Origin of the sequence: Planomonospora sp. ID91781 (genome assembly GCF_015711595.1) — a bacterium.
Taxonomy (GTDB): domain Bacteria; phylum Actinomycetota; class Actinomycetes; order Streptosporangiales; family Streptosporangiaceae; genus Planomonospora; species Planomonospora parontospora.
The window spans coordinates 470,171-490,968 of the sequence record NZ_JABTEY010000003.1 but is presented as its reverse complement, the minus strand read 5'-3'; the positions used below and the strand labels follow the sequence as shown (position 1 = coordinate 490,968).

General features: G+C 74.2%; 20 protein-coding genes. 17 read left to right on the top strand and 3 right to left on the bottom strand.

Annotation, left to right across the window (positions count from 1 at the left end; genetic code table 11):
• The first annotated feature begins 150 nt into the window (after positions 1-150).
• The 10 genes from eccD (at position 151) to HS048_RS32485 (ending at position 8,927) form a co-directional block, all read left to right on the top strand.
• A complete protein-coding gene (gene eccD, locus HS048_RS32530; RefSeq protein WP_084008394.1) occupies positions 151-1,599 on the top strand; it encodes a type VII secretion integral membrane protein EccD in 1,449 nt (482 codons plus the stop codon).
• Between the two features lie 144 nt (positions 1,600-1,743).
• Positions 1,744-2,178: a hypothetical protein gene (locus HS048_RS32525; RefSeq protein ID WP_068897649.1), complete on the top strand. Its 435-nt coding sequence runs from the start codon at positions 1,744-1,746 to the stop codon at positions 2,176-2,178.
• A 263-nt stretch (positions 2,179-2,441) separates the two neighbouring features.
• Entirely contained in the window at positions 2,442-2,768 is a 327-nt protein-coding gene (locus tag HS048_RS32520) for a WXG100 family type VII secretion target (protein ID WP_068897648.1), read from the top strand.
• 66 nt (positions 2,769-2,834) lie between these two features.
• Positions 2,835-3,131, top strand: a complete 297-nt coding sequence (locus HS048_RS32515) for a WXG100 family type VII secretion target (RefSeq protein WP_068897647.1) — start codon at positions 2,835-2,837, stop codon at positions 3,129-3,131.
• Between the two features lie 144 nt (positions 3,132-3,275).
• Entirely contained in the window at positions 3,276-3,671 is a 396-nt protein-coding gene (locus HS048_RS32510; protein ID WP_068897646.1) for a hypothetical protein, read from the top strand.
• A 32-nt stretch (positions 3,672-3,703) separates the two neighbouring features.
• Positions 3,704-5,233 carry a WXG100 family type VII secretion target gene (locus tag HS048_RS38610; protein ID WP_196469790.1) on the top strand — a complete coding sequence of 510 codons (1,530 nt, stop codon included), beginning with the start codon at positions 3,704-3,706 and terminating at the stop codon, positions 5,231-5,233.
• A gap of 28 nt (positions 5,234-5,261) precedes the next feature.
• Complete coding sequence (locus HS048_RS32500; protein ID WP_068897644.1) at positions 5,262-5,729, top strand: hypothetical protein; 468 nt, start codon at positions 5,262-5,264, stop codon at positions 5,727-5,729.
• A 26-nt stretch (positions 5,730-5,755) separates the two neighbouring features.
• A complete protein-coding gene (locus tag HS048_RS32495) occupies positions 5,756-7,033 on the top strand; it encodes a hypothetical protein (RefSeq protein ID WP_196469789.1) in 1,278 nt (425 codons plus the stop codon).
• Between the two features lie 16 nt (positions 7,034-7,049).
• A complete protein-coding gene (locus HS048_RS38605; protein WP_196469788.1) occupies positions 7,050-8,144 on the top strand; it encodes a hypothetical protein in 1,095 nt (364 codons plus the stop codon).
• Between the two features lie 36 nt (positions 8,145-8,180).
• Positions 8,181-8,927, top strand: coding sequence for a WXG100 family type VII secretion target (locus HS048_RS32485; protein ID WP_068897641.1), 747 nt, complete (start codon positions 8,181-8,183; stop codon positions 8,925-8,927).
• A gap of 50 nt (positions 8,928-8,977) precedes the next feature.
• Here HS048_RS32485 and eccB read toward each other — a convergent pair whose 3' ends face one another.
• Entirely contained in the window at positions 8,978-10,417 is a 1,440-nt protein-coding gene (eccB, locus tag HS048_RS32480; RefSeq protein ID WP_068897640.1) for a type VII secretion protein EccB, read from the bottom strand.
• Between the two features lie 370 nt (positions 10,418-10,787).
• On the opposite strand from eccB, the gene HS048_RS32475 reads away from it, so the two are divergent.
• The 4 genes from HS048_RS32475 to HS048_RS32460 all read left to right on the top strand — a co-directional run bounded on the left by HS048_RS32475 (position 10,788) and on the right by HS048_RS32460 (position 12,815).
• Positions 10,788-11,108, top strand: coding sequence for a hypothetical protein (locus HS048_RS32475; protein WP_068897639.1), 321 nt, complete (start codon positions 10,788-10,790; stop codon positions 11,106-11,108).
• An 86-nt stretch (positions 11,109-11,194) separates the two neighbouring features.
• Positions 11,195-11,989: a hypothetical protein gene (locus tag HS048_RS32470; protein ID WP_196469787.1), complete on the top strand. Its 795-nt coding sequence runs from the start codon at positions 11,195-11,197 to the stop codon at positions 11,987-11,989.
• 35 nt (positions 11,990-12,024) lie between these two features.
• On the top strand, positions 12,025-12,444 hold the full coding sequence (locus HS048_RS32465) for a YbaB/EbfC family nucleoid-associated protein (RefSeq protein WP_196469786.1): 420 nt from the start codon (positions 12,025-12,027) through the stop codon (positions 12,442-12,444).
• Complete coding sequence (locus HS048_RS32460) at positions 12,441-12,815, top strand: YbaB/EbfC family nucleoid-associated protein (RefSeq protein WP_068897636.1); 375 nt, start codon at positions 12,441-12,443, stop codon at positions 12,813-12,815. Before HS048_RS32465 ends, HS048_RS32460 begins: the two co-directional genes overlap by 4 nt.
• A 102-nt stretch (positions 12,816-12,917) precedes the next feature.
• Here HS048_RS32460 and HS048_RS32455 read toward each other — a convergent pair whose 3' ends face one another.
• Together HS048_RS32455 and HS048_RS32450 are read right to left on the bottom strand one after the other, a co-directional pair.
• Entirely contained in the window at positions 12,918-14,117 is a 1,200-nt protein-coding gene (locus HS048_RS32455; RefSeq protein ID WP_196469785.1) for a S8 family serine peptidase, read from the bottom strand.
• A 174-nt stretch (positions 14,118-14,291) separates the two neighbouring features.
• Positions 14,292-16,667 carry a serine/threonine protein kinase gene (locus HS048_RS32450; protein WP_196469784.1) on the bottom strand — a complete coding sequence of 792 codons (2,376 nt, stop codon included), beginning with the start codon at positions 16,665-16,667 and terminating at the stop codon, positions 14,292-14,294.
• Between the two features lie 224 nt (positions 16,668-16,891).
• Between HS048_RS32450 and HS048_RS32445 the strand changes: the two genes are divergently transcribed.
• From HS048_RS32445 to ligA, 3 genes are all read left to right on the top strand, one after another.
• Positions 16,892-17,896 carry a methionine synthase gene (locus HS048_RS32445; protein ID WP_307832727.1) on the top strand — a complete coding sequence of 335 codons (1,005 nt, stop codon included), beginning with the start codon at positions 16,892-16,894 and terminating at the stop codon, positions 17,894-17,896.
• A gap of 203 nt (positions 17,897-18,099) precedes the next feature.
• The gene (locus HS048_RS32440) at positions 18,100-18,522 is read left to right on the top strand and encodes a hypothetical protein (RefSeq protein ID WP_068897632.1); all 423 of its coding nucleotides are present in this window, start codon (positions 18,100-18,102) and stop codon (positions 18,520-18,522) included.
• A gap of 75 nt (positions 18,523-18,597) precedes the next feature.
• Positions 18,598-20,778: an NAD-dependent DNA ligase LigA gene (gene ligA / locus HS048_RS32435; RefSeq protein ID WP_068897631.1), complete on the top strand. Its 2,181-nt coding sequence runs from the start codon at positions 18,598-18,600 to the stop codon at positions 20,776-20,778.
• Positions 20,779-20,798: the final 20 nt, after the last annotated feature.

The window sequence follows — 20,798 nt, the reverse complement described above, 5'->3', positions numbered from 1 at the left end:
CCGCCGGTGGACCCGTCCACTCGCGCGGCCGCCGGCGCCTGCGGCCGACCACCGCGCGTGATCCACATTGTGCCGCTACCGTATCCGCCATATCCGAGATATCCCCTATGTCGGTGATATTCGTGATGTCCACGGGAGAGGGAAACGGCTGTGCTACCGCTGAGTCAACCACCCGTCCAGGGACCGGGGCCGCAGGGGGTGGCGGTCCGGTCCGCCGCGCCGCTGCCGCCGCTGTGCCACGTCACGATCGTGGCCCCCCGGGTGAAGGCCGACCTGGCGCTGCCCGCGGACATCCCGCTGCCGCACATCCTGCCGGGCCTGCTGCAGGCGGTGGGCGAGACGGGCGGCGGCGCCGCCGCGGTCCCCGTCTGGGTGCTCCAGCGGATCGGGGGCGCCCCCCTCGACCTCGGCCAGAGTCTGGGCGCCCTGGGCGTGCTCGACGGCGAGGTGCTCTACCTGCGTCCCCGCGACGCCGTACTGCCCCCGGCCGTGTTCGACGACGTGGCCGACGTGGTCGCCACCAGCGTCAAGGAGGGGCCGAGCAACTGGGAGAAGAAGCACACCCGGCTGACCGGGCTGGGAGCCGCGGTGGCGCTCCTGCTCACCGGGACGGTGGCGCTGGTGGCCGCCGGTCCTCCCTGGACGGTCCCCGCGGTGCTCGCCGCGGTGCTGGCGCTCCTGCTGCTCGGCGCCGGCGGCGCGGTCTCGCGGGCGCTGGGCGACTCCGCGGCGGGCGCGCTGATCGGCTACACGGCCCTGCCGTACGGCTTCCTCGCCGGGCTGCTCGCCCCGGCGGGCCTGACGGACTCCCCGGCCGGGTTCGGCGCGCCGCACCTGCTCTCCGGCTTCGCCGTCACCGTCTTCGTGGCCACCGCAGGCGGGATCGTGATCGCCGACGGCGTGCCGGGCTTCATGGGCACCGGTGTGGCGGCGGCGGCCGGGGCGGCGGCGGCCGGGGTCGTGATGGTCTCGGGCGCCTCCCCCGCCGGGGTCGCGGCGGTGACGGCCTCGATCCTGCTGGCGCTCGGCTCCGCGGTCCCGATGCTGTCGTTCCGGATGGCCCGGCTGCCGATGCCCGCAATGCCGACCAACGCCGAGGAACTGCGCGCCGACAACCAGCGGGTCGACGGCGAGACCATCCGGGAGCGCACCGGCCGGGCGCAGCGGTACGCGACCGGGATGGTGGCCGGGATCGCGCTGACGGCGCTGGTCACCCAGGTGTACCTGCTGCTGGACGGCCGCTGGATCGCGATCGCCACGGCGCTGGTGCTGGCGGCGGTGCTCGTCATGCGGGCCCGCGTCTTCCAGGGGCTCGGCCAGCGGCTCTGGCTGACGCTCGGCGGCGTCGCCGGGCTCGCGGTGTTCGCGGTCGGGCAGGCGGTCGCCGGGGGCGGCGCCGCGGCGATCACCGTGGTGGTGGCGCTGCTGTGGGCCGCGGCGCTCCCCGCGGGCCTGGGCCTGTGGCTCCCGTCGGGGCGGCCGTCGCCGTTCTGGGGGCGGGCCGGGGACATCATCGAGGTCCTGCTCGTGGTCGCGCTGTTCCCGCTCGCCCTCGGCGTGCTGGACGTCTACGCCTGGGTGCGCGGCCTGGCTGGGTGAGAACGGCCCGTGCCCGCGGGAGTGCCGCGAGGTCCGGGGGAGTACGGCCCGTGCCCGCGGAGGTGCCGCGAGGTCCGGGAGGAGAAGCCGGCGTGCCGCCGCCCGCGCCCGCGGGCCGGCGGCGTCCACGAGGAGGGATGAGCGATGACGGCTGGGTTCGGGGATTTCGCGAACATCGATGTCGACAAGCTGCTGAACATGCGGTTCGACCACGTGCAGGACGTGCAGAAGGCCGCGTCCGAGCTGGTCGGGCGGGCCGAGGACGAGAGCGGCCTGGTCGCGGTGGAGTACGGGAGCCAGGGGCTGAGCGGGCTCGAGCTCCACCCCAAGGCGATGCGGCTGAGCGCGGGGGAGCTCGCGGAGATGATCAAGGCGACGGTCCGCGCCGCCGCCGAGGACTTCAACACCCGGTTCGAGGACCTGCTGGACGGCGCCTTCGGCGGGGACGGCGCGATGCGGGAGGCCCGCGATCCGGAGGCCCTGAAGGACCGGATCAAGGAGATGGAGACGGCCTATGACCGCACCTTCAACGATGTTATGGGGGAGCTTGACCGGATTCGTCACCGTTTGGGACTGTAGGAGCATGTAAGGGCAGACGCGTGCCTCAGTGCCTCCTCTTTCTGGATATATGCCTCGGACGGGACATCTGACCTAATAGGTGGCAAAGTTATCTGTCCGTAATATGCATTCTTGTTATCCAGGGCGGGCGAGATCACTAGCATGCCTGGTGATGATGTTCGCGGGAGCAGTCCGCCTCGTCGGCGATGCGGCATCGGGTCGCACGGCCGGCGCGGGCGCTGAGCCGCGACCGGCAAACAGGTCCTATGTCACGGAGGTGACCGGTGGCGGATTTCTTCGGTGCCAGTCCGGCACAGATCAAGAAGGCGTCGGAACTCGTCGTGGACACCGCGCAGTACGTCGAGGGTCTCCGCAAGGGCGTGCAGACCACCACGCAGGAATTGACGGCCACGGGGTGGCTGGGCACGGCGTCGGCCAAGTTCCTCCAGGCCATGACCAAGTGGGACGAGCAGATGATGATCGTCCGGCGCGACCTGGAGTCCATCGCGCAGAAGATGGGCGACAACTCCATCACCTACAGCGCGGCCGACCAGGACGTGCAGAGCGGCATGAACAGGGTCGACGCCCTCATCAACACCGGAACCAGGTGACCTGAGGCCCGCGCGGCCCCCGGCATCCCTCCCCACGATCCCTCCACGACAAGGACGGAGAGCACAGTGTCCGACTATACGAAGGTCAACTTCGTGCAGATGGAGCAGGCCCAGCTGGGGCTCCTCAAGGTCGTCAGCAACATGGACAAGGCGACCGACGAGCTCATCAGGAAGCTCCAGGAGGTCCTGGGCGACAACTGGGCCGGCGACGCGGCGAACTTCTTCGAGGAGCACCGCAAGATCTGGGACGCCGCCGAGCAGGAGATGGGGCGCCAGCTCAACGAGGCCGCCGTCGCGCTCGGCACCGCCAACGAGAACTACAAGGCGGCCGAGGCGCGCAACCGGGCGATCTGGTCCAGCTGACCCGGGAGGAGGCGCGTCGGCCGGGCTCCGCGCGGACGCCGCGGGACGCGGCGGCCGCGTCCGGCCGGTGCGCCCCGCACGCCGCCGCGGCGGAGGTCGGCCGAGGATTCTTCGGAGTCTTCACGGGAGTCTTCAAGGAGAACGATGGGTAACGAGCTCTCCCCGGATCCGAACTGGCCCGGTGTGCACAACTACGTGACGGGGACCGAGTTCGACGTGGCGCGGATGCGCAAGGTCGCCGAGGACCTGGAGCGCTGCGCCGGCGAGATGAAGAGCGGAGCCGGGTCGGCGACCGGCCTCTGGCAGGACTCCGCCCTGACCGAGTTCCAGGTGGGGACCTGGCCGGCGGCCAGCGCGTTCGCCCGGAGCGTCGGCCGCAACCACTCCCCCGAGGGCGTCGCGGGCATGTACGTCGGGCCGGTGTCGAACACGCTGGCCTACGTCTACGGGATGTTCGCGGTCCGGCTGGAGGACGCCGCCAAGGCGATCCGGGCCAACGCCGACGAGTACGACAGGGTCCGCCGCGCCAACGGTGGCTGACGGCGGGCGGAAGCGATCACGGGAGGGTCGTCGTGGGCAGTGAGAGCGGGAGCCTGGACGTCCGGTCCACCAGCGCGGTCCCCAGCGCGGGCCAGGTGTCCGCGTCGAAGGAGGAGATCGAGCGGTGGCTGCGCGCCACGGCGCCGGAGAAGGTGACGGCCGCCGCGGCCTCCTACCAGGCCGGCGTGGCCGTCCTCGGCTCCGTCCGCGAGGCCCTGGCCCGCAACGCCAGGGAACTCGCCGGGGCGTGGAGCGGGCCCGCGTCCGTCGAGGTCCAGCGGGCGCTGCAGATGCTGCACGCCACCGGCGCGGAACTGGCCGAGAAGATGGGGCAGATGGCCTCCGTCCTGCAGACGTACGGCGGGGCCGCCCTGCCCCAGGCGATCGACGAACTGGAGAGGCTGAAAGCCGACCCCGCCAAGCAGCCGGTCCCCACCCCTTCACCCGGACCGGCGCCGACACCCTCGCCCACCGCGTCGCCGTCGCCGTCCGCCTCGGCGTCCCCCTCCACCGCGCCGCCCACGATCGGGCCGCTGAACGAGCCCGCTCCGGGCCTGACGCCCTCGGCGCAGGCCGCCATGAACGGTGACCACGCGGCCCGGGAGATCCTCCGCAAGCTGGACACGAGGATCGTGCAGCTGTACGAGAGCGTTCCGGCGAACGTGACGTACAACCTGCCGACCGTGACCATCCCGGAGGCGTCCGGCGGCGGCTACACGCCCGTGGAGTACCCGCCGGGCGACAGCCCCTACGAGGGCGGCTCGCCCCGCGGGAACGGCGGATCCGTCCCGGCCTACTCCGGAAACCCCGGCGGCACCGGCGGTTCGGGCACGGGGGGCGGCCCCGGCTCGGGCGGCGGCCCCGGTTCCGGGGGCGGCCCCGGCGGCGGTTCCGGGGGCGGCCCCGGCCCGGGCGGCGGACCGGGCTCCGGTCCCGGCGGGCCTGGTTCCGGAGGCGGGACCGACCCCGGCGGGAGCGGGCCCGGCAGCGGGACCGAGCCCGGTGGAGGCGGACCCGGTGGAAGCGGGCCCGGTGGAAGTGGACCGGGCTCCGGTCCCGGCGGGAACGGGAACGGCGCGTTCCCGGGCTCGGGCGTCACCGGTGACGGCACGGTTCCCCCGGTGATCGGTCAGGCCGACGCCGGCGACCCCCGGACCACCGAGGTCGCCGCCTTCACCCCGAACGATCCGGCCACGGCACTGACGACCACGCAGAATCCGGCGGCGGTCACCGCGCAGCCCGGCTCCGGCTTCGGTCCCGGCTCAGGCTTCGGCCCCGGCTCCGGTCCCGGCACGGTGGTCCGGCCGAACCCGCTCGGGATCGGCGGGCCGATGACGAGCGTGCCCCCGGTCCTGGGCGGCGGCTCGGGCGCCGGCGGCGGGGCGGCCCTGCCCTCGCTGCGGGGCGCCGCCCCGGGCGGCGCGCCGATGATGCCGTTCATGCCGATGGGCGGCGCCGCCGGCGGCGAGGAGTCGCAGGGCCAGGAGCGGACGAGCTGGCTGACCGAGGAGCACGACGTCTGGAACACCGGCCACGAGGTGACCCCCCCGGTCATCACCTGACCCCCGCCCGGCTCCCGGAAGGCACGGCATGGCGTTTCAACTGGATCCGGACTGGCCCGGCCTGACGGAGGCCGACCGCAAGCACGGCGCAGAGGTGGACCGCACGGAGGTGAAGCGGATCGCGGGCGAGCTGGAGAAGGCGCTGAAGGCGCTGACCACGGGCGGCGCGGAACCCGCGGCGGCGGGCGAGCACAAGCCCGGCGACGACTTCTCGCCGCCCCCGCCCCCTCCTTCGGGCGCGGGGTCGCTGCCCGACCTGCAGCGCCACTGCGCGCTCAGCGAGGCCCAGCTCGGCCAGTGGCAGACCGCGCAGCAGTTCTCCATGGGGATCGTCTCGGCCTACTCCGTCCTCGTCGGGGACCCGGGCAGCCCGGGCGGCGGCCTGTACGCCTCGCTGGCCCGGCAGTACGGGGAGTCCATCAACGCGCTGCTGGAGATGGCCAGGTCCTACGACGGCGCGGAACAGGCCTACGGCCGACCGGGCGACCGGCGCTGAGTGCGGGACGGACGATCATGGCGGACGTGCAGAGGATCAGGGTCAAGCCCACGGACGGGCCGCTGCCCACCGAAGAGACGCAGATCTTCTACTTCGACTACCTGGAGAAGCGGATCCAGGAGTGGATCGACGGCGCCGACCCGGTCGCGGTGCGGCGGGCGGGCGACTACTACGTCGCCGGCCACGGAGCGCTCGAGGCCGGTGCGGCGGCGCTCAAGGCGAAGGCCGCGGAGCTGGCCCGGCACCTGAAGGGACCGGCGGGCGTCGAGGTCCAGAAGCAGCTGCAGTTCCTGCACGCGACCATGCGCGAGCTCGCCGGCAAACTGAACGCCACCGGCACGGTGCTGCGCAAGTACGCCGACACGATGGCCTGGGCGCAGCGCGAGGTGGTCGTCCAGCAGGGCCGGGACTCGCGCACGGACCGGGACATCGACTGGGCCGACCTCACCCCGTTCTACGGGGTCTACCGGGTCCAGCGCCGGGCCAGGGACCACTTCTACGCGGTGAACGAGAAGATCCGCGAGCTCTACGCGGAGCTGCCCCCCGACGTCCAGCAGGCGCTGCCCACCCCCACTGAGGTGGACCTGCCCGAGTACAAGCCGACCGGCCTCCCCGGCGGCCCGTCCCCGGACCTCTCCGCGGACCTCACGGGAGGAGGGCCGCCCGGGACCGTCGCCTTCGACCCCGGTCTGAACGACGATCCGTACGGGCTCGGCGGGCTCCCCGGGGACGGGGGGACCGTCCCGGCGGGCCTCGACCCGTCCGGGCTCGTCCACCCGCTCCCCGAGGGCTCCCCGGCGCTGCCGGGCCTTCCGGGGGCGGGCGGGGCGGTGAACACGGGCGACGCCTCTCCTCGCCTCCCGGGAGCGCCGGACGCGGGCGTCCCCGCGCCGGGATCGTCCACGACCACGCTCGCCGGTCTGCGCGACCCCTCGATGACCGGATCGCCCGCCTTCCCTGGGACGGCCCACCTCCCCGGCGGCCCCTCCGGGGCGGGCGGGTTCGGGACCGGAGCCGGGGGCGGGCCGGGAGGCGGCGCCTTCCCGGGCGGGGCCTTCGGCACCGCGGGCGTGCCCGGGGGCACCGGCGGCGCCGCAGGGGCCGGGGGCGCCGGAGGGGCGGCCGGAGGCAGGATGAAGGCGGGCGGCGGTGTGCCGGCGACGCCGTTCATGCCGATGGGCGTCGGTGCGAAGGGCGGCGCGGGAGGCGAGGAGGAGCGGGACCGGGAGAACACCACCTGGCTCCTGGAGGACGACGACGTCTGGGGTGGCGGCGGCGACACCATCCCGCCGGTGATCGGCTGAGTGCGGAGGAGTGACGATGGGCGGACCCGGCGGCGGCCAGACGTTCGGGGGCTACGGGCTGAACGGGCCGGGGGTCTCCTTCAGCGAGGAGAGGCTGAAGGCGCTCGGGAAGGACTACGACACCCACGCCGGCACGATGGAGAACGTCGCCGACCAGACGAAGGCGATCGGCGTGCCCTTCCCCGGATTCGGCGTCCTGGGCGCCGGGCTGCACATCGCGCACGACCGCGCCCGGGACAGCGCCGCCGACGCGCTCGGTGCGGGCAGGGAGGTGCTGGCGTCGTGGCGGACGGCCCTCGAGACGGCCAGCCACACCTACAAGGCCGCCGAGGACGCCAACAAGCTGCCGGAGCTCCCGGGCACGGACCTGCCGGGGGGCGGCCTGCCCGGAGGCGGCCTCCCGGGGGGTGGTCTGCCTGGAGGCGGTCTGCCCGGAGGCGGTCTGCCCGGGGGCGGTCTGCCGGGCACGGACCTCCCCGGAGGCGGCCTGCCGGGGGGTGGTCTGCCGGGCACGGATCTCCCGGGCACGGATCTGCCCGGGGGCGGTCTGCCGGGCACGGACCTCCCCGGAGGCGGCCTGCCCGGAGGCGGCCTGCCGGGGGGTGGTCTGCCGGGCACGGATCTCCCGGGCACGAATCTGCCGGGCGCGAATCTGCCGGGCACCGGCGGCGTCCCGGGGAGCGGAGGACTCGACGGGCGGATCCCCGGACTGCCCGGACAGACCGCGACCGGGCTGCCGGGCCTCGGAGCCGTCGACCCGCGCCGGACGGACCTGTCCGCCTACACGCCCGGCGAGCCGTCCGTGCCGCAGTTCAAGGTCCCGGACGCCACGACCTGGACGGGCGACCAGGCCGGGACGGGCACGGCGGGCCGAGGGGGCGGCGCGCTCCCCGCAGGGGCGGGGAGCGGCGGACCGGGCGGCCTGCAGGCAGGCGTGCGCGGGACCGGCGCGAACGGCGGCATGCCGATGATGCCGATGATGCCGATGGGCGGCGCCGGAACGGGTGAGCAGGAGCGCGACCGCGACCAGACCACCTGGCTCTCGGAGGACGAGGGGGTCTGGGGCGGCGACGAGGACGTGGCCCCCTCGGTGATCGGCCAGGAGCCGTGATCCGGACGGGACGCGGCGGGACGGGAGACTGACGGCATGGCGTACGAGAACGACAAGGACATGTACATCGCGGCGGTGGCGCTTGCGACCATCGCGGCCGGCGTCCTCAGACGTCCCATGGCGTTCTCCATCGTCGCGACCCTCGGCCTGATGGTCTCCGACCCGGGTGCCATGAACGCGGCGGCGAAGGAATGGGACAAGGCGGACCTCGACCAGCTCAAGCGGGAGATAACCGAGCTGAAGGAGACGTTGAGGAAGGACGGCAAGTGGGAGGGCGAGGCCTTCGCCGCGTTCGACGCCGCCGTCCTGAAGTTCAACGACGAACTGGGCAACGCGCAGAACCTCCGCAAGGGCATGGGCGACGCCCTGGACCAGACCGCCCTCGTCTACCACGTGGGCGCGATCATCGCGATGTCCGTCGCGGTCATCATGCAGGCGCTGGCGGCGCTCTCCATCGTCTTCCTCGCCCACCCCGGGGGGAAGGTGGCCTTCGAGGTCGCCCTCACCGGCGTGCTCAACTCCATCGACAAGGCGGTCAAGGCGATGGCCAAGAAGAAGATGACGGCCGCCGGGGTGGTCGCGGGCATCCTCTACGGGGTGGCCACCCTCCAGGACAACATGGGCAAGCTGTTCTTCGGGATGAAGGCCATGCCGGAGGGGACGCCGGAGTTCACCAAGGCGGGTCTGACCTACGATCCGGCCTCCGGGCTCAAGAAGACGGAACTGCCGAGCCTGAACATGAACCTGAACCAGGGGGGCCTCCACCTCCCCGGTCTCCCCTGACCCGGAGCCGTGGGGTCCGGGCCCCGTACGGGACGGGCGGGTCCCGGCCGCTACGGCCGGGCCGCGGCCGGCTGCTCGACCCGCACCGGCACCCTGGCGGCGGCCGGGTCGAGCGCCGGTCCCTCCGGGATCAGGTGCACCAGGTGGGCCGGGAGCGGGGCGACGTCCCCGTCGGCGTAGCCGAGGCTCTGCAGCGCCTCCGGTGAGGGGATCGCGTGCCGCCGTCCCTGGTCGCCGATCAGGTAGAGCGAGCGGACCGCGTCCAGCCTGCCGTCCCCCGGCAGCAGCCCCACGAGCGCGCCGGAACCGGGCGGGAGCACCACCTGGTCGACCGTGGCCTGGTCGAAGCGCTCGTTCGGGGGCGCGGGGATCCGTACCGTGCTCTCGACGGTCAGCGTCGCCTGCGCCGACCCCCGCGCCGTGCCGGAGTAGACGGCGCAGAGCGGGTCCGCCGGGTCCGGCTCGATGACCTTCGGCATGGTCTCGGGGAGGCCGGTGGAGTCCAGCCGGGTCTTCGAGACCCGCGTCGCGTTCGCGGTCGCGGCGTCCAGCGTGATCGCCCGGACCGGCGCGCGGCCGTACGCCTTCTTGGTTGCAGGGTTCTGCAGGAGCAGGTCCGCCTGGACGGGGGTGAGGCTCGCCAGCCCGTCGGAGAGCAGGACGTACCACTTGGCGGGGCCGCCGACGGCCGGCGGCACGGTGTACACCCGGCCCGCCGCGGACCCTCGGCCGTCCGGCCCGCGCACCGCGCGGCCCAGCCCCGGGATCCAGGGACTGCGCAGGTCGGGCCCGGCGGGCAGCGCGTTGAGCCAGGCGGCCGGGACCTGCCGGCGCCCTCCCTCCGGCAGCGCCCGCACGCTCTCGGACGCCACCCGCATCCGCCGGTTCGACCAGAGCATCCAGGTCTGCCCGCCCTCCTCGACCACCATGGCGGAGTCCTGCCCGATCGGGCGCCCGCCGACCTCGAAGCCGCCGATCAGGGACGTGTACGGCCTGCGCCCGCCGGTGGCGTCCGTGCCCTCCACCACGCAGGCCGACCACGGCGCGCGGACCAGGCGGTCGGGCGCGGGCAGCGACTCCGGAGCGCCCGGGATGCCCACCAGCGTGCCCCGGGCGAAGCGGGCGAGCGAGGCCGAGGTCACCGTCCGGACCTTCGCGCCCTGGGTGCCCAGGAGCAGCCGGGCGGAGGCCACGTTGGCGACGGGGATCATCCGCCGCTGCGGAGCGCTGTAGACGAACGTCGCGCCCGACTCCTCCTCGACGAGGACCGTGCCGGGTTCGGTGAGCGCGGTGGCGCCGCCCGGGCGCAGCAGCCCCAGCACGCCGAAGACGACCGCCACCAGGACGGCGGCCAGCACCGCGCAGAACATCGCCACGTTGTACCTGCGCATCGGCGACTCGGGCAGGTCCGGCTCACCCTGGAGCAGAGCCGTGCCCAGTCGCTGCGTCATCAGCCGGTACGCCTGGTAGAGATCGCGACGGGTCTGCATTCCACCTCCGTCTCGCCGGACACGCGGTAGCCGACAGCATAGAAGCGCGATCAAGGAGTTGCCTCCTCCGAGACAGAAAAGGGATCTTCCTCTCTTCCGGGGCCGGGGGGGAGGCGGGCCGGGGAGGCCCCGGGACGCCCCGGGACGCCTGGACGGGAGAGATCGCAGGACGCCGGCAGGAACACGGCAGGAAGCCGGAAAGCGCCCGGACATCCGCAGGCCGCCCGGCGTTAACGGGGGCCCCGTAGCCTCTGAGCCGCCGCCCGGCCGTACGCGCGGCGACGCGCGGCCCGGCGGTGCCGGGGACACGGTGACGGCACGGCGGTACAGCGGTACAGCGGTACGGAGACGATTCTCGGAGGCTGGTCGATTGGCTCCTCAGACCCCCGGATACGAGGTCGCGGCCGGGCACCTGGAGAAGTTCGCGGGGACCGCGGGGGACGCGGGCGCCGAGGTGCAGGGCGCGCTGGACGGGACGCCCCGCTTCGAGGGGTGGAACCTCGCCCCGCTCGCGGGCGTCCCGCTCGTCGGGCTGCTCTTCGTCAACCGGCTCAACGCCGTCGCGGACACCTGGGCGGCGGGCGCGCGGGTCCTGCGGGAGACCCTCACCTCGGACTCCGAGCGGCTGGTGCGGGTGGCCGCCACGTACGTGCAGGTGGAGCGGGCGAACGCGGCGGGAGGGAAGCCCTGAGCGAGAATCCGCTGCTCCCGGGCGGGCAGCAGCCACGGCAGGGCCCGCTGTACGTCACCGACCGCCACGGCACGGTCCGCCGGACCGTGCAGGTGGGGCCGGCCGGAGGGCCCGGTCCGGTCGGGCAGGCCCGCGCGGCCGCGCCGGTCGGGCAGGCCCGGACCGACCCCGGTTTCTTCCGCAAGCTGATGGGGTCGCTGAACGTGCTGCGGCAGCCGACCCGGACCGCCATGGTGATGTCGGGCATCGGCGCCGCCGCCCTCGCCCTGGACGTCGCCGCGACCGCGAACATCGGCAACCCCTTCCTCTTCGCGAACCGCAGGGACACCTGGAAGGAGATCTCCGGGCGGCTGGAGAGCGGCCGGGCGGACCTGTGGCGGGCGTTCTTCGACGAGGTCTCCCCGAACTGGCAGGGCGAGGCCAAGCAGGCGCTCCAGACGCACCTGCGGTTCAACACCAACGGCCTGTTCGGCGTGCTGACCAAGGTGTCCGACGACATGAGCACCACCATGCAGGGCCAGTACAAGGAGGTCCTGGAGTACGACCTCTCGGTCTTCGCGATCTACGCGGCCTCCGCGCCGATCTTCAAGACGCTCACGGCGCTCAGCACGACCAACCCGGTCGCCAGGGGAGCCCTCATGGCCTACGTGGCGACCTTCGCCGGAGGGCTGGGGAACCTGGTCAAGCAGTTCGCCGACGTCTACAACGGCTACGAGACGGAGCTCAACAAGCTCGAACTCAAGCTGAACGACCTGCGGGCCGCCTTCTGGACCGGCGGGGCCCCGGACAGGGGGCCGCGGCGGCTGGGACTGCCTCCCGGCGTGACCGACCCCGGCAACATCAACGACGACTACTGGAAGCGCGCCCCGCACCACCGGTGACGGGAGCGCCCCGGATGAGCGCGGACGGGCGGAAGATGGAACGGACAGGGCAGATCGCCGCGTTCGCGGCCGGTGCCGAGGGCGACGTCGCGGGCCTCCTGCGGGAGGTCGGCGAGCAGGTCGACCGGCTGACCGCCGCGCTCCGCGGGCTGAGCGGGCGGGAGGTGGAGGCGGACGCGGCCGACGGCGGGATCCGGGTGAGGGTCTCGGGGTCGGGCAGGCTGCTCGCCGTCACCGTCGGCGCCCGGGCGATGCGGGACCTCGACCACGAGGAACTGGGCCGGGCCGTCGTGGAGGCGATCCGGCGGGCGCGCGAGGCCGCGGGGGCGGAACTGGCCGAAGCGGTCGCCGAGGCGACCGGCACCCGGCCTCCGGATCCGGCGGACCCGGACGGCCCGGTCGTCCCGGCGGACCCGCTGGCACCGGCGGTCGACGCGCTGCTGAGAGGGGCGTGACCGTGGAGGAGCACGAACTCCTCGGCCTCGCCGAACGGCTCCCCGAGGCGCTCGCGGAGATGGAGGCGGCGGTGGAGGCGTGGAGCGGCAGGCGTTTCCACGGCACCGCGGACGAAGGGCGTGTCGTCGCCACGGTCGACGCGCTCGGTTCGCTCCTCGATCTCGAGATCCACGTGCTCAGCCGGCGCCGGCTCGACGGCGCCTCCCTCGGCGAAGCCGTCGTCGCGGCGGTCGGGGCCGCGGAGGAGGCCGCGGCCCGGGCGAAGGACGAGATGATGCACGGGCTGCGCCTGGGAAGCCTGCCCAGCCTGGGAGAGCTGCTCGGCGGCGCGCGCCGGGACTTCGAGAGGCGCAGCGGCTTCCCCGCGTAGCGGCGCCTTCCCCGCCCGGACGGCTGGCCCGCCGGCTCCCCCGCCCCGCCGGGGAGTGCCGCGGCCTCCCGGGTTAGAGCGGGAACGCCGCGGCCTCCCAGGCTAGAGGGGGGAGCGCTGCGGACTCGCGGGCCGGGTGGCGGGGCGCTGCGCGCCCGGCCGCCATCCGCGCCGCCGGCCCAGCGGGACGACGACGCCGGCCAGGGCGGCCAGGACCGCCGCGGAGAGGGAGAACAGGGCGACCCGGCCCGCGATCGAGATCCCCCTGACGTCCTCGGCGGGTGCGGGCCGTACCGCGCCGGGCGGCAGAGGGGCGGGATCCTGCGGCGCGATCGCGACCGTCTCCGGCAGGATCGCGGACACGGCCAGCAGCGGGTTGACCATCCCCGCGCCGGTCCCGGAGCCGGAGGCGCCGTCGGCGGTCAGCTCGATGCGCCGCCGTACCCGCACCTGGTCCAGCCCTGGGTACCGGGCCCGCACCAGCGCGGCCACCCCCGCGACGTACGGCGCGGCGAAGCTGGTCCCCTCCAGGTCCTCCCGGTAGGCGAGGCCCGGCCAGGGGGCGGTGACGGCGGTGCCGGGGGCCAGGACGGAGACGGGGGTCGACGCGTTGGACGAGTCCGCCCTGCCGCCCTCGGGACCCGCCGAGCCGACGGAGAGCACGCCCGGGTAGGCGGCCGGGTAGGCGGGGGCCGCCGAGCCGTCGGACCGCTGGACGTTGCCCGCCGCGGCCACCACCACCACGTCCTGGGCCAGCGCGTAGTCGACCGCGGCCTTCAGATCCGGCTGGTCGGCCGCCTGGATGGAGACGTTGACCACGTCCGCGCCGAGCTCGACGGCGCGCACGATCCCCTGGGCCAGTTTGCCCACGTCGCCGTTGCTCTCGTTGGTCTGCTTGATCGAGATCAACTTGGCCCGGGGGGCGACACCCGTGAAGGGCACCCCGCGGATCTCGGCTCCCGCGATGATGCCCGCCACGGCCGTGCCGTGCCCGACGCAGTCGTAGCCGTGCGTGCCGGTGAGGTCGACGGACGAGGCCACCTTCAGCTGCGGGTGCCGGGTGTCCACGCCGCTGTCCACGATCGCCACCGTCACCCCCGCACCCTTGGTGAGCCGCCAGACCTCCGGCAGGTTCAGGCGCCGCTGGGCCCACGACTCGCCGATGCTCGTCGTCCCGCGCTGCGGCGTGCAGTCGGACCCCGCCGCCATGCCCGCCGCCCCGCCCGCCGCCGCGTTCCCGGCGGCGGGCGGGGCGGCGACCGCCAGTGTCAGCACACCCGCGGCGAGCCTTCCGGCGATCACGGAATCTTCACCTCCGCGCGGGCGGCCTCCGTACGGCCGCCCGCCGAACTCGGTCGGGTGCCGTTCCCCGGGTCTCCGCAGAGGACCGGCGGGAACGGCCGGAAGCCCCCTCCCGGAGACCGGGGCCGTCCGGGAGGGGGCGGGTCAGGCCCGGAACGGGCCTTCAGGACGAGGTCAGCGGCAGTTCCCCCAGTCCGAGGAGGCCTGGCCGCCGGGGCCGCCGCCCGAGAAGCGCACGCACTTGCCCTTGGCGGGGAGGACGACCGGTCCCGCGTAGTACTCGAAGGAGCCCCTGTCGGTCAGGGAACCGCCGCCCTGCACCTCGAGCGTGGCCCAGAGCTGGCTCGCCTTGCCCACGTCGCTGGTCTTGACGGTGACCACGCAGTTGTTCCCGGTGGACGCGTTGTAGAGCTGGTGGACCGTCCCGCCGTTGAACGACAGGGACCGCTGCGGGACGTACCCCGCCCCGCAGACCTGCTGCGGGCTGAAGGACCTGACGGGGGGCGGGGAGGCGGGCGTCGCCGAGATCTGTGACGGATCGGCGCCGCTGGTCAGTCGAACGGTGGGCGCCGAATTGATCACGGTGGGCGTCGGCCTGCTCTGGGTGGGAGCGGGTACCGGCTTGCTCTGGGTGGGAGCGGGCGTCGGCTTGGCCGCGGTGGCGGTCGGCCTGGCCTGGGTGGGAGCGGGTACCGGCTTGCTCTGGGTGGGAGCGGGCGTCGGCTTGGCCGCGGTGGCGGTCGGCCTGGCCTGGGTGGGAGTCGGCGTCGGTTTGGCCGTGAACGTCACCGCCGGCGTGCTCGGGGTTGCGCCGGGGGTCGTGGGCGCCGACGGAACCGCAGTGGGCGTCACCGAAGCCGACGGAACCGCAGTGGGTGCCACCGAGGGCGTCGGAGCGGCGGTGGGCGTCACCCCGGGGGTGGTCGACGGAGAGGGCGCGGGCGACCCCGTGGGCTGCGGGGACTCCGGAGCCGGTTGCGGCGTCACCGTGAGGGTCACCGTCGGCTGCGGGGTCGCCGGCTGCTGCGTCGCGGTGGCCGTGGGGGCCGGCGCGGCGGTGGGGGTCTGCTGCGTGCCGGGCCGGTCCGTCTGCTGCGGCGCCGCGGTCGACGGAACGGGGACCGGGGGCGGTGTGAGCGAGCTCAGCGTCGGGACGGGCGCGACGGTGGGCACGGCGGGGACGTCGGTGGGCAGCTGCAGCGGCCCGACATCGCCCTCCCGCGGCTCCGGGGTCGTCCCCCACGGCACCGTGACCCTGTTCACCGGGTCGTCTCCGGTGCCCTGTCCCATGCCGGTGCCCTGCCCCTGGTCGCCGTCCGCGACCTGGTCCTCTCCCCGCCCGGCCAGCTCCAGCGGGATCCGGGGAGCGGCCCCGTCGGCGGCCGTCCGTCCTGCGTCGTCCAGGGAGGTGTACTTCCCCGCGGCCCAGACCCCGAGTCCGGACAGCAGGGCGACCACGCCCACGCAGGCCGCCAGGAGGAGGGAGAGCCCTCCGGTCCTCGGCCGCTCCCTGACGGGTGCGGCGAGCACGGTCACGTTCGCCGGCGGCGGATCCCCCGGCAGGGGCGGCGCGCCCCAGACCTGAGGGGCGGGGGCCGTCGGCGCGCCGGGACCGGGCTGCCCGGCCGCACCCGGCACGACCTCTCCCCGCAGGTCGTCGCCGGGGAGGACCGGGCGGCCCTCCTGCGGGACGGGGACGGCGGACAGCACGCGGTCCTCGGGGCGCTCGCCGAGCAGCCGCAGCATGGCCGCGCCCGCGTCCGGCCGGGCCTCCGGACGCTTGTCCAGGCAGGCGGCGATGAGCGGGCGGAGCGCCGCCGGGATGCCGCTCAGGTCGGCGGGCCCCTCCAGCACCAGCTCGGGCCGGCCGCCGTAGGGCGGCCGGCCGGTGGCCGCGTAGGCGACCGTCGCCGCCCAGGCGAACAGGTCGGCGGGTTTCGCGGCGGTGGACGCACCGGGGGCGCCCGGAGCCGGGGACGCACCGGGAGCACCCGGAGCGCCGTCGGGGAGGAGCCCCGCACGGAGGCGCTCGGGTGCGACGTAGTCCGGCTCGGACCCCGCCGCGCCGAGGCCGACGTCGCACACCCGGGGACCGTCGGGACCCAGGAGCACCGTGTCGGGGGTGAGCCCGCCGTGGACGATCCCGGACATGTGGACGGCGGTGAGGGCGTTGAGCGTGCCCACGGCGAGCCGCTCCAGCGCGTCCCCGGTGAGCGGCCCGTCCGCGGACACCGTCTCGCGGAGCGAGCGCCCTTCGACGTGCTCGCGGACCACGTACGGCGCGTCGTCGAACCAGCCGACCTCGACCAGCCGGGCGGTGTGGGCTCCCGAGACCCGCTTGGCCGCGTTCAGCCCGTTGGTGATCCGCTCCCGCGCCTGCGGGTCGGCGTCCGGGCGGGGCTCCAGCATGCGGATCACGCGAGGCGTGTCGTCGTCCAGCAGATGACCCAGGTAAACGGCCTGCCCCGGATCCGGGGAGAACCGCCCGACCAGAACGTATATACCGATACGTTCCGGATCGTTAGGTAGCAATGGGTGTAAATCGCCCATGGAATTCCTTCCATCCCCGCTATCGATATAAGCGTCTATGGGTTGATCTAGCACCATCCAAGCAAATCTGTCTCGTCCTCATCACCCGCTTCGTCGGTATTCCACGTTTCATTTCCTAACGAATCGGGAACCCTGGCGTTCCGGGTCGTACCGGAACACCGGTGACACCGCCCGCCGGGCAGGGTGATCGGTGCGGATCGCCCGCCGGGCCTAAGCTGACCGTCGTGAACGTGTTTCCGTGGGATGAGGCGGCCGCGACCGGCATCGGGTCGCATCCGGGTGAGGACCACGCCGAGGCGGTCAGGATCGTCTTCGGCGAGACGCCCGCTCTGCCGTACCTGCCGGAGCTCCCGGCGCGCGGAGTCGGCGCGGACATGATCGGGAGGGCCGCGTCCCTGCTGGTGGAGCTGGCCGTGGAGGTGCAGCCCTCGGGCTGGCGCTTCACCGACAGGCCCGGCCGGGACGCCAAACGGGCCCGTGACCACCTGCTGCGCGATCTCGACGGCCTGGAGGAGGCGGCCCAGGGCTACGAGGGCCCCTTCAAGATCCAGGTGTGCGGGCCGTGGACTCTGGCCGGGGCCGTCGAACTGCGCCACGGCGACCGGACGCTCGCCGACCCCGGGGCGGTGCGCGACCTCGTGGCGTCCTACGCCGAAGGGCTCGCCCTGCACCTCGCGGAGGTCCGCAAGCGGGTGCCGGGTGCGACGGAGATCGTGGTCCAGCTCGACGAGCCGGGTCTGCCCGGCGTGCTCGCCGGCACGGTGCCGACGGCGTCGGGCTTCGGCCGGCTGCGCGCGGTCGAGGCGCCGGTGGCCGCCGAGCGGCTCCGGTCGGTGCTCCCGGACGGTGCCTTCCCGGTCGTGCACTGCTGCGCCCCCGGCGTGCCCCTGCGGGTCCTGCGCGAGGCGGGGGTGAAGGGCGTCTCGCTGGACGCCTCCCTGCTGCGACGGCGCGACGAGGACGCGATCGGCGAGTCCGTCGAGGCGGGGACGGCGTTCCTCCTCGGGGTCGTGCCCGGCGCCGACGCCCCGCTCCCGGACGTCGGGGAGGTCGCCCGGCCCGCCGTCGAGCTCTGGCGCCGCCTGGGCTTCCCCTCCGCGACCCTGGCCTCCCAGGTCGTGCTCACCCCCGCCTGCGGCCTGGCCGGGGCCTCGCCCGCCTACGCCAGAGCCGCGCTGGCCAAGTGCCGGGAGGCGGCCCGGGTGCTCCGCGAGGACCCGGGCGAGTAGGCCGGTCCTCACCGGGCGGGGCCCGCCCGGGGCGCCGCGGGCCGTACGGGCGCCTCCGGGCACGGCCCGTCGGAGGTTTCCGGCTGGACGGAGGAGCGGGCCGGCCACTCCTGCCAGCGGTCCTACGGAGCTTCAAGCGGGGTGCAAGTGCGAGGCCCTATCTCTGGACGTGTCGCTGAACCGATCACATGTCTGGAGTTTCGATGCGCACCGGGTTCCGTGTCCTGCTCGGCCTGACCGCCGCCGCGGCCCTCACCCTCGGCGGGTCCACGGCGGCCTCGGCCGACGCGGCGGCCTCCTCCTGGAAGTGGGGACCGATCCACTCCACCGACGGCCACGCCACCGCGAAGGGGAAGATCGTCGTCACCCAGGGCGCCTTCCAGATCCGGGGCGACCTCTACGACACCCGGGGGAAGGGCTGCTCGTGGGTGCAACTGCGCTGGCTGAGCGGGAGCACCGGCCGCTGGGGCTCGACGGCCTACTACAACTGCACGCCGGGCACGGGCACGTTCCGCAAGAACATCGGTTACCCCCTGACGGTCAAGGCGAAGGTCTGCCGGGGCACCTCCGGCGGGCCCACCGGCCGGTGCACGTCCTGGAGGACCGTCTACCGCCAGGGCGGCTGATCCCCGGCGGCCCGCCGGATGTCGGTGCCCGGCGATAGATTCTCCCTGGCCGGTCCGACGAGGGGAGAACAGGCGATGGGCGTAGAGGTCGAGGGCGTTCCGGTGGCGGCGCTGGAGCGGCACGCGGAGCTGAGCGAGCTGGTCGAGGAGGCCAACTGGCGCTACTACGTGCTCGACGCGCCGACCGCCAGCGACGCGCAGTACGACACGTGGATGCGCGAGCTGCACGCCCTGGAGGAGGAGCACCCCGCCCTGCGCACCCCCGACTCGCCGACGCAGAAGGTCGGCGCGCCGATCTCGGGGGATTTCACGCCGGTCGAGCACCTGAGCCGGATGGAGAGCCTGGACAACGCGTTCGACGCCGACGACCTGGCCTCCTGGCAGGCGCGGATCGAGCGGCTGGCCGAGCAGGACCCGGGGCCCTACCTGTGCGAGCTGAAGATCGACGGCCTGGCGATCTCCCTGGTCTACGAGAAGGGCAGGCTGGTCCGGGGGGTGGTCCGGGGCGACGGCCGGGTCGGCGACGACGTGACGGCCAACGTGCGCACCATCGCCGACATCCCGCACCGCCTGACCGGCGACGGCGTGCCCGACCTGGTCGAGGTCCGGGGCGAGGTCTACATCCCGGTCGCGGAGTTCACCAGGCTGAACGAGCAGCTGGCCGAGGCGGGCAGGGCGCAGTTCGCCAACCCGCGCAACTCCGCGGCGGGCTCGCTGCGGCAGAAGGACCCGCGGGTCACCGCCCGGCGCCCGCTGCGGATGATCGTCCACGGGGTCGGCGTGTGGCAGGGGAGCGAGCGGCCGCGGGCCCAGTCGGAGGTCTACGACCGGCTCCGGGAGTTCGGCCTGCCGGTGAGCGACCTCTACCGGGTCGTCGACGACCTCGACGGGGTCAACGAGTTCATCGAGTTCTACCGGGAGCACCGCCACGACCCGGCCTACGAGATCGACGGCGTCGTGGTGAAGGCCGACCGCGTCGAGATCCAGCGCAACCTCGGCTCCACCAGCCGGGCGCCGCGCTGGGCGATCGCCTACAAATACCCCCCCGAGGAGGTCAACACCAAGCTCCTCGACATCCAGGTGGGCGTCGGCCGGACCGGCCGGGTCACGCCGTTCGGGGTCATGGAGCCGGTGGTGGTGGCGGGCTCCACGGTCGAGCGGGCCACGCTCCACAACGGCTCGGAGGTCGCGCGCAAGGGGGTGCGGATCGGTGACACCGTGGTGCTGCGCAAGGCGGGCGACGTGATCCCGGAGATCGTCAAGCCGGTCGAGGAACTGCGCGACGGCACCGAGCGCGAGTTCACCATGCCGACCCACTGCCCGGAGTGCGGCACCGAGCTGGCCTACGAGAAGGAGGGCGACGCCGACCTGCGCTGCCCCAACACCCGGGCCTGCCCGGCCCAGCTCCGCGAGCGCATCTACTTCGCCGCCGGGCGCAAGTCCCTCGACATCGAGGGCCTGGGCTACGTGGCGGCCACCGCGCTGACCCAGCCGCTGCCCCCGCACGAGCCGCCGGTCCGCACCGAGGCCGACCTGTTCGACCTGACCATCGAGCGGTTGCTGCCGATCGAGTCGGTCGTCCGGGACATCGACACCGGCCTGCCGAAGACCGACCCCGAGACCGGCGCCCCCAAGGTCGTCACCTTCTTCGCCAACAAGAACGGCACCCCCAGCAAGAACGCCGAGAAGATGCTCCAGGAGCTGGAGAAGGCCAAGGACCGGCCGCTCTGGCGGGTGCTGGTGGCGCTCTCCATCCGGCACGTCGGCCCGCCCACCGCCCAGGCCGTCGCCGCCGAGTTCGGCTCGATGGACGCGATCATGGCGGCCTCCGAGGAGGAGCTCGCCGCGGTCGAGGGCGTCGGCCCGCGGGTGGCCGCGGCGATCCGCGACTGGTTCGAGGTCGGCTGGCACCGGGAGATCGTCGACCGCTGGCGGGCCGCCGGGGTCCGGATGGAGGACGCGCCGCCGGCCGACCTGCCGCCGCAGACCCTGGCCGGGCTGACCTTCGTGGTCACCGGCACGCTGGCGGGCTACACCCGCGACGAGGCGGGGGCCGCCCTGGCGGGCAGGGGCGGGAAGGTCTCCGGCTCGGTGTCGAAGAAGACCTCCTTCGTGATCGCCGGCGAGAACGCCGGCTCCAAGTTCGACAAGGCGGTCAAGCTGGGCGTGCCGATCCTCGACGAGGGCGGCCTGGAGGTCCTCCTCAAGGAGGGGCCCGAGGCCGCGGCGGCGATGGCGGTCCCGCCGGAGGGGTGACGCTCCGCGACGGCGGGAGC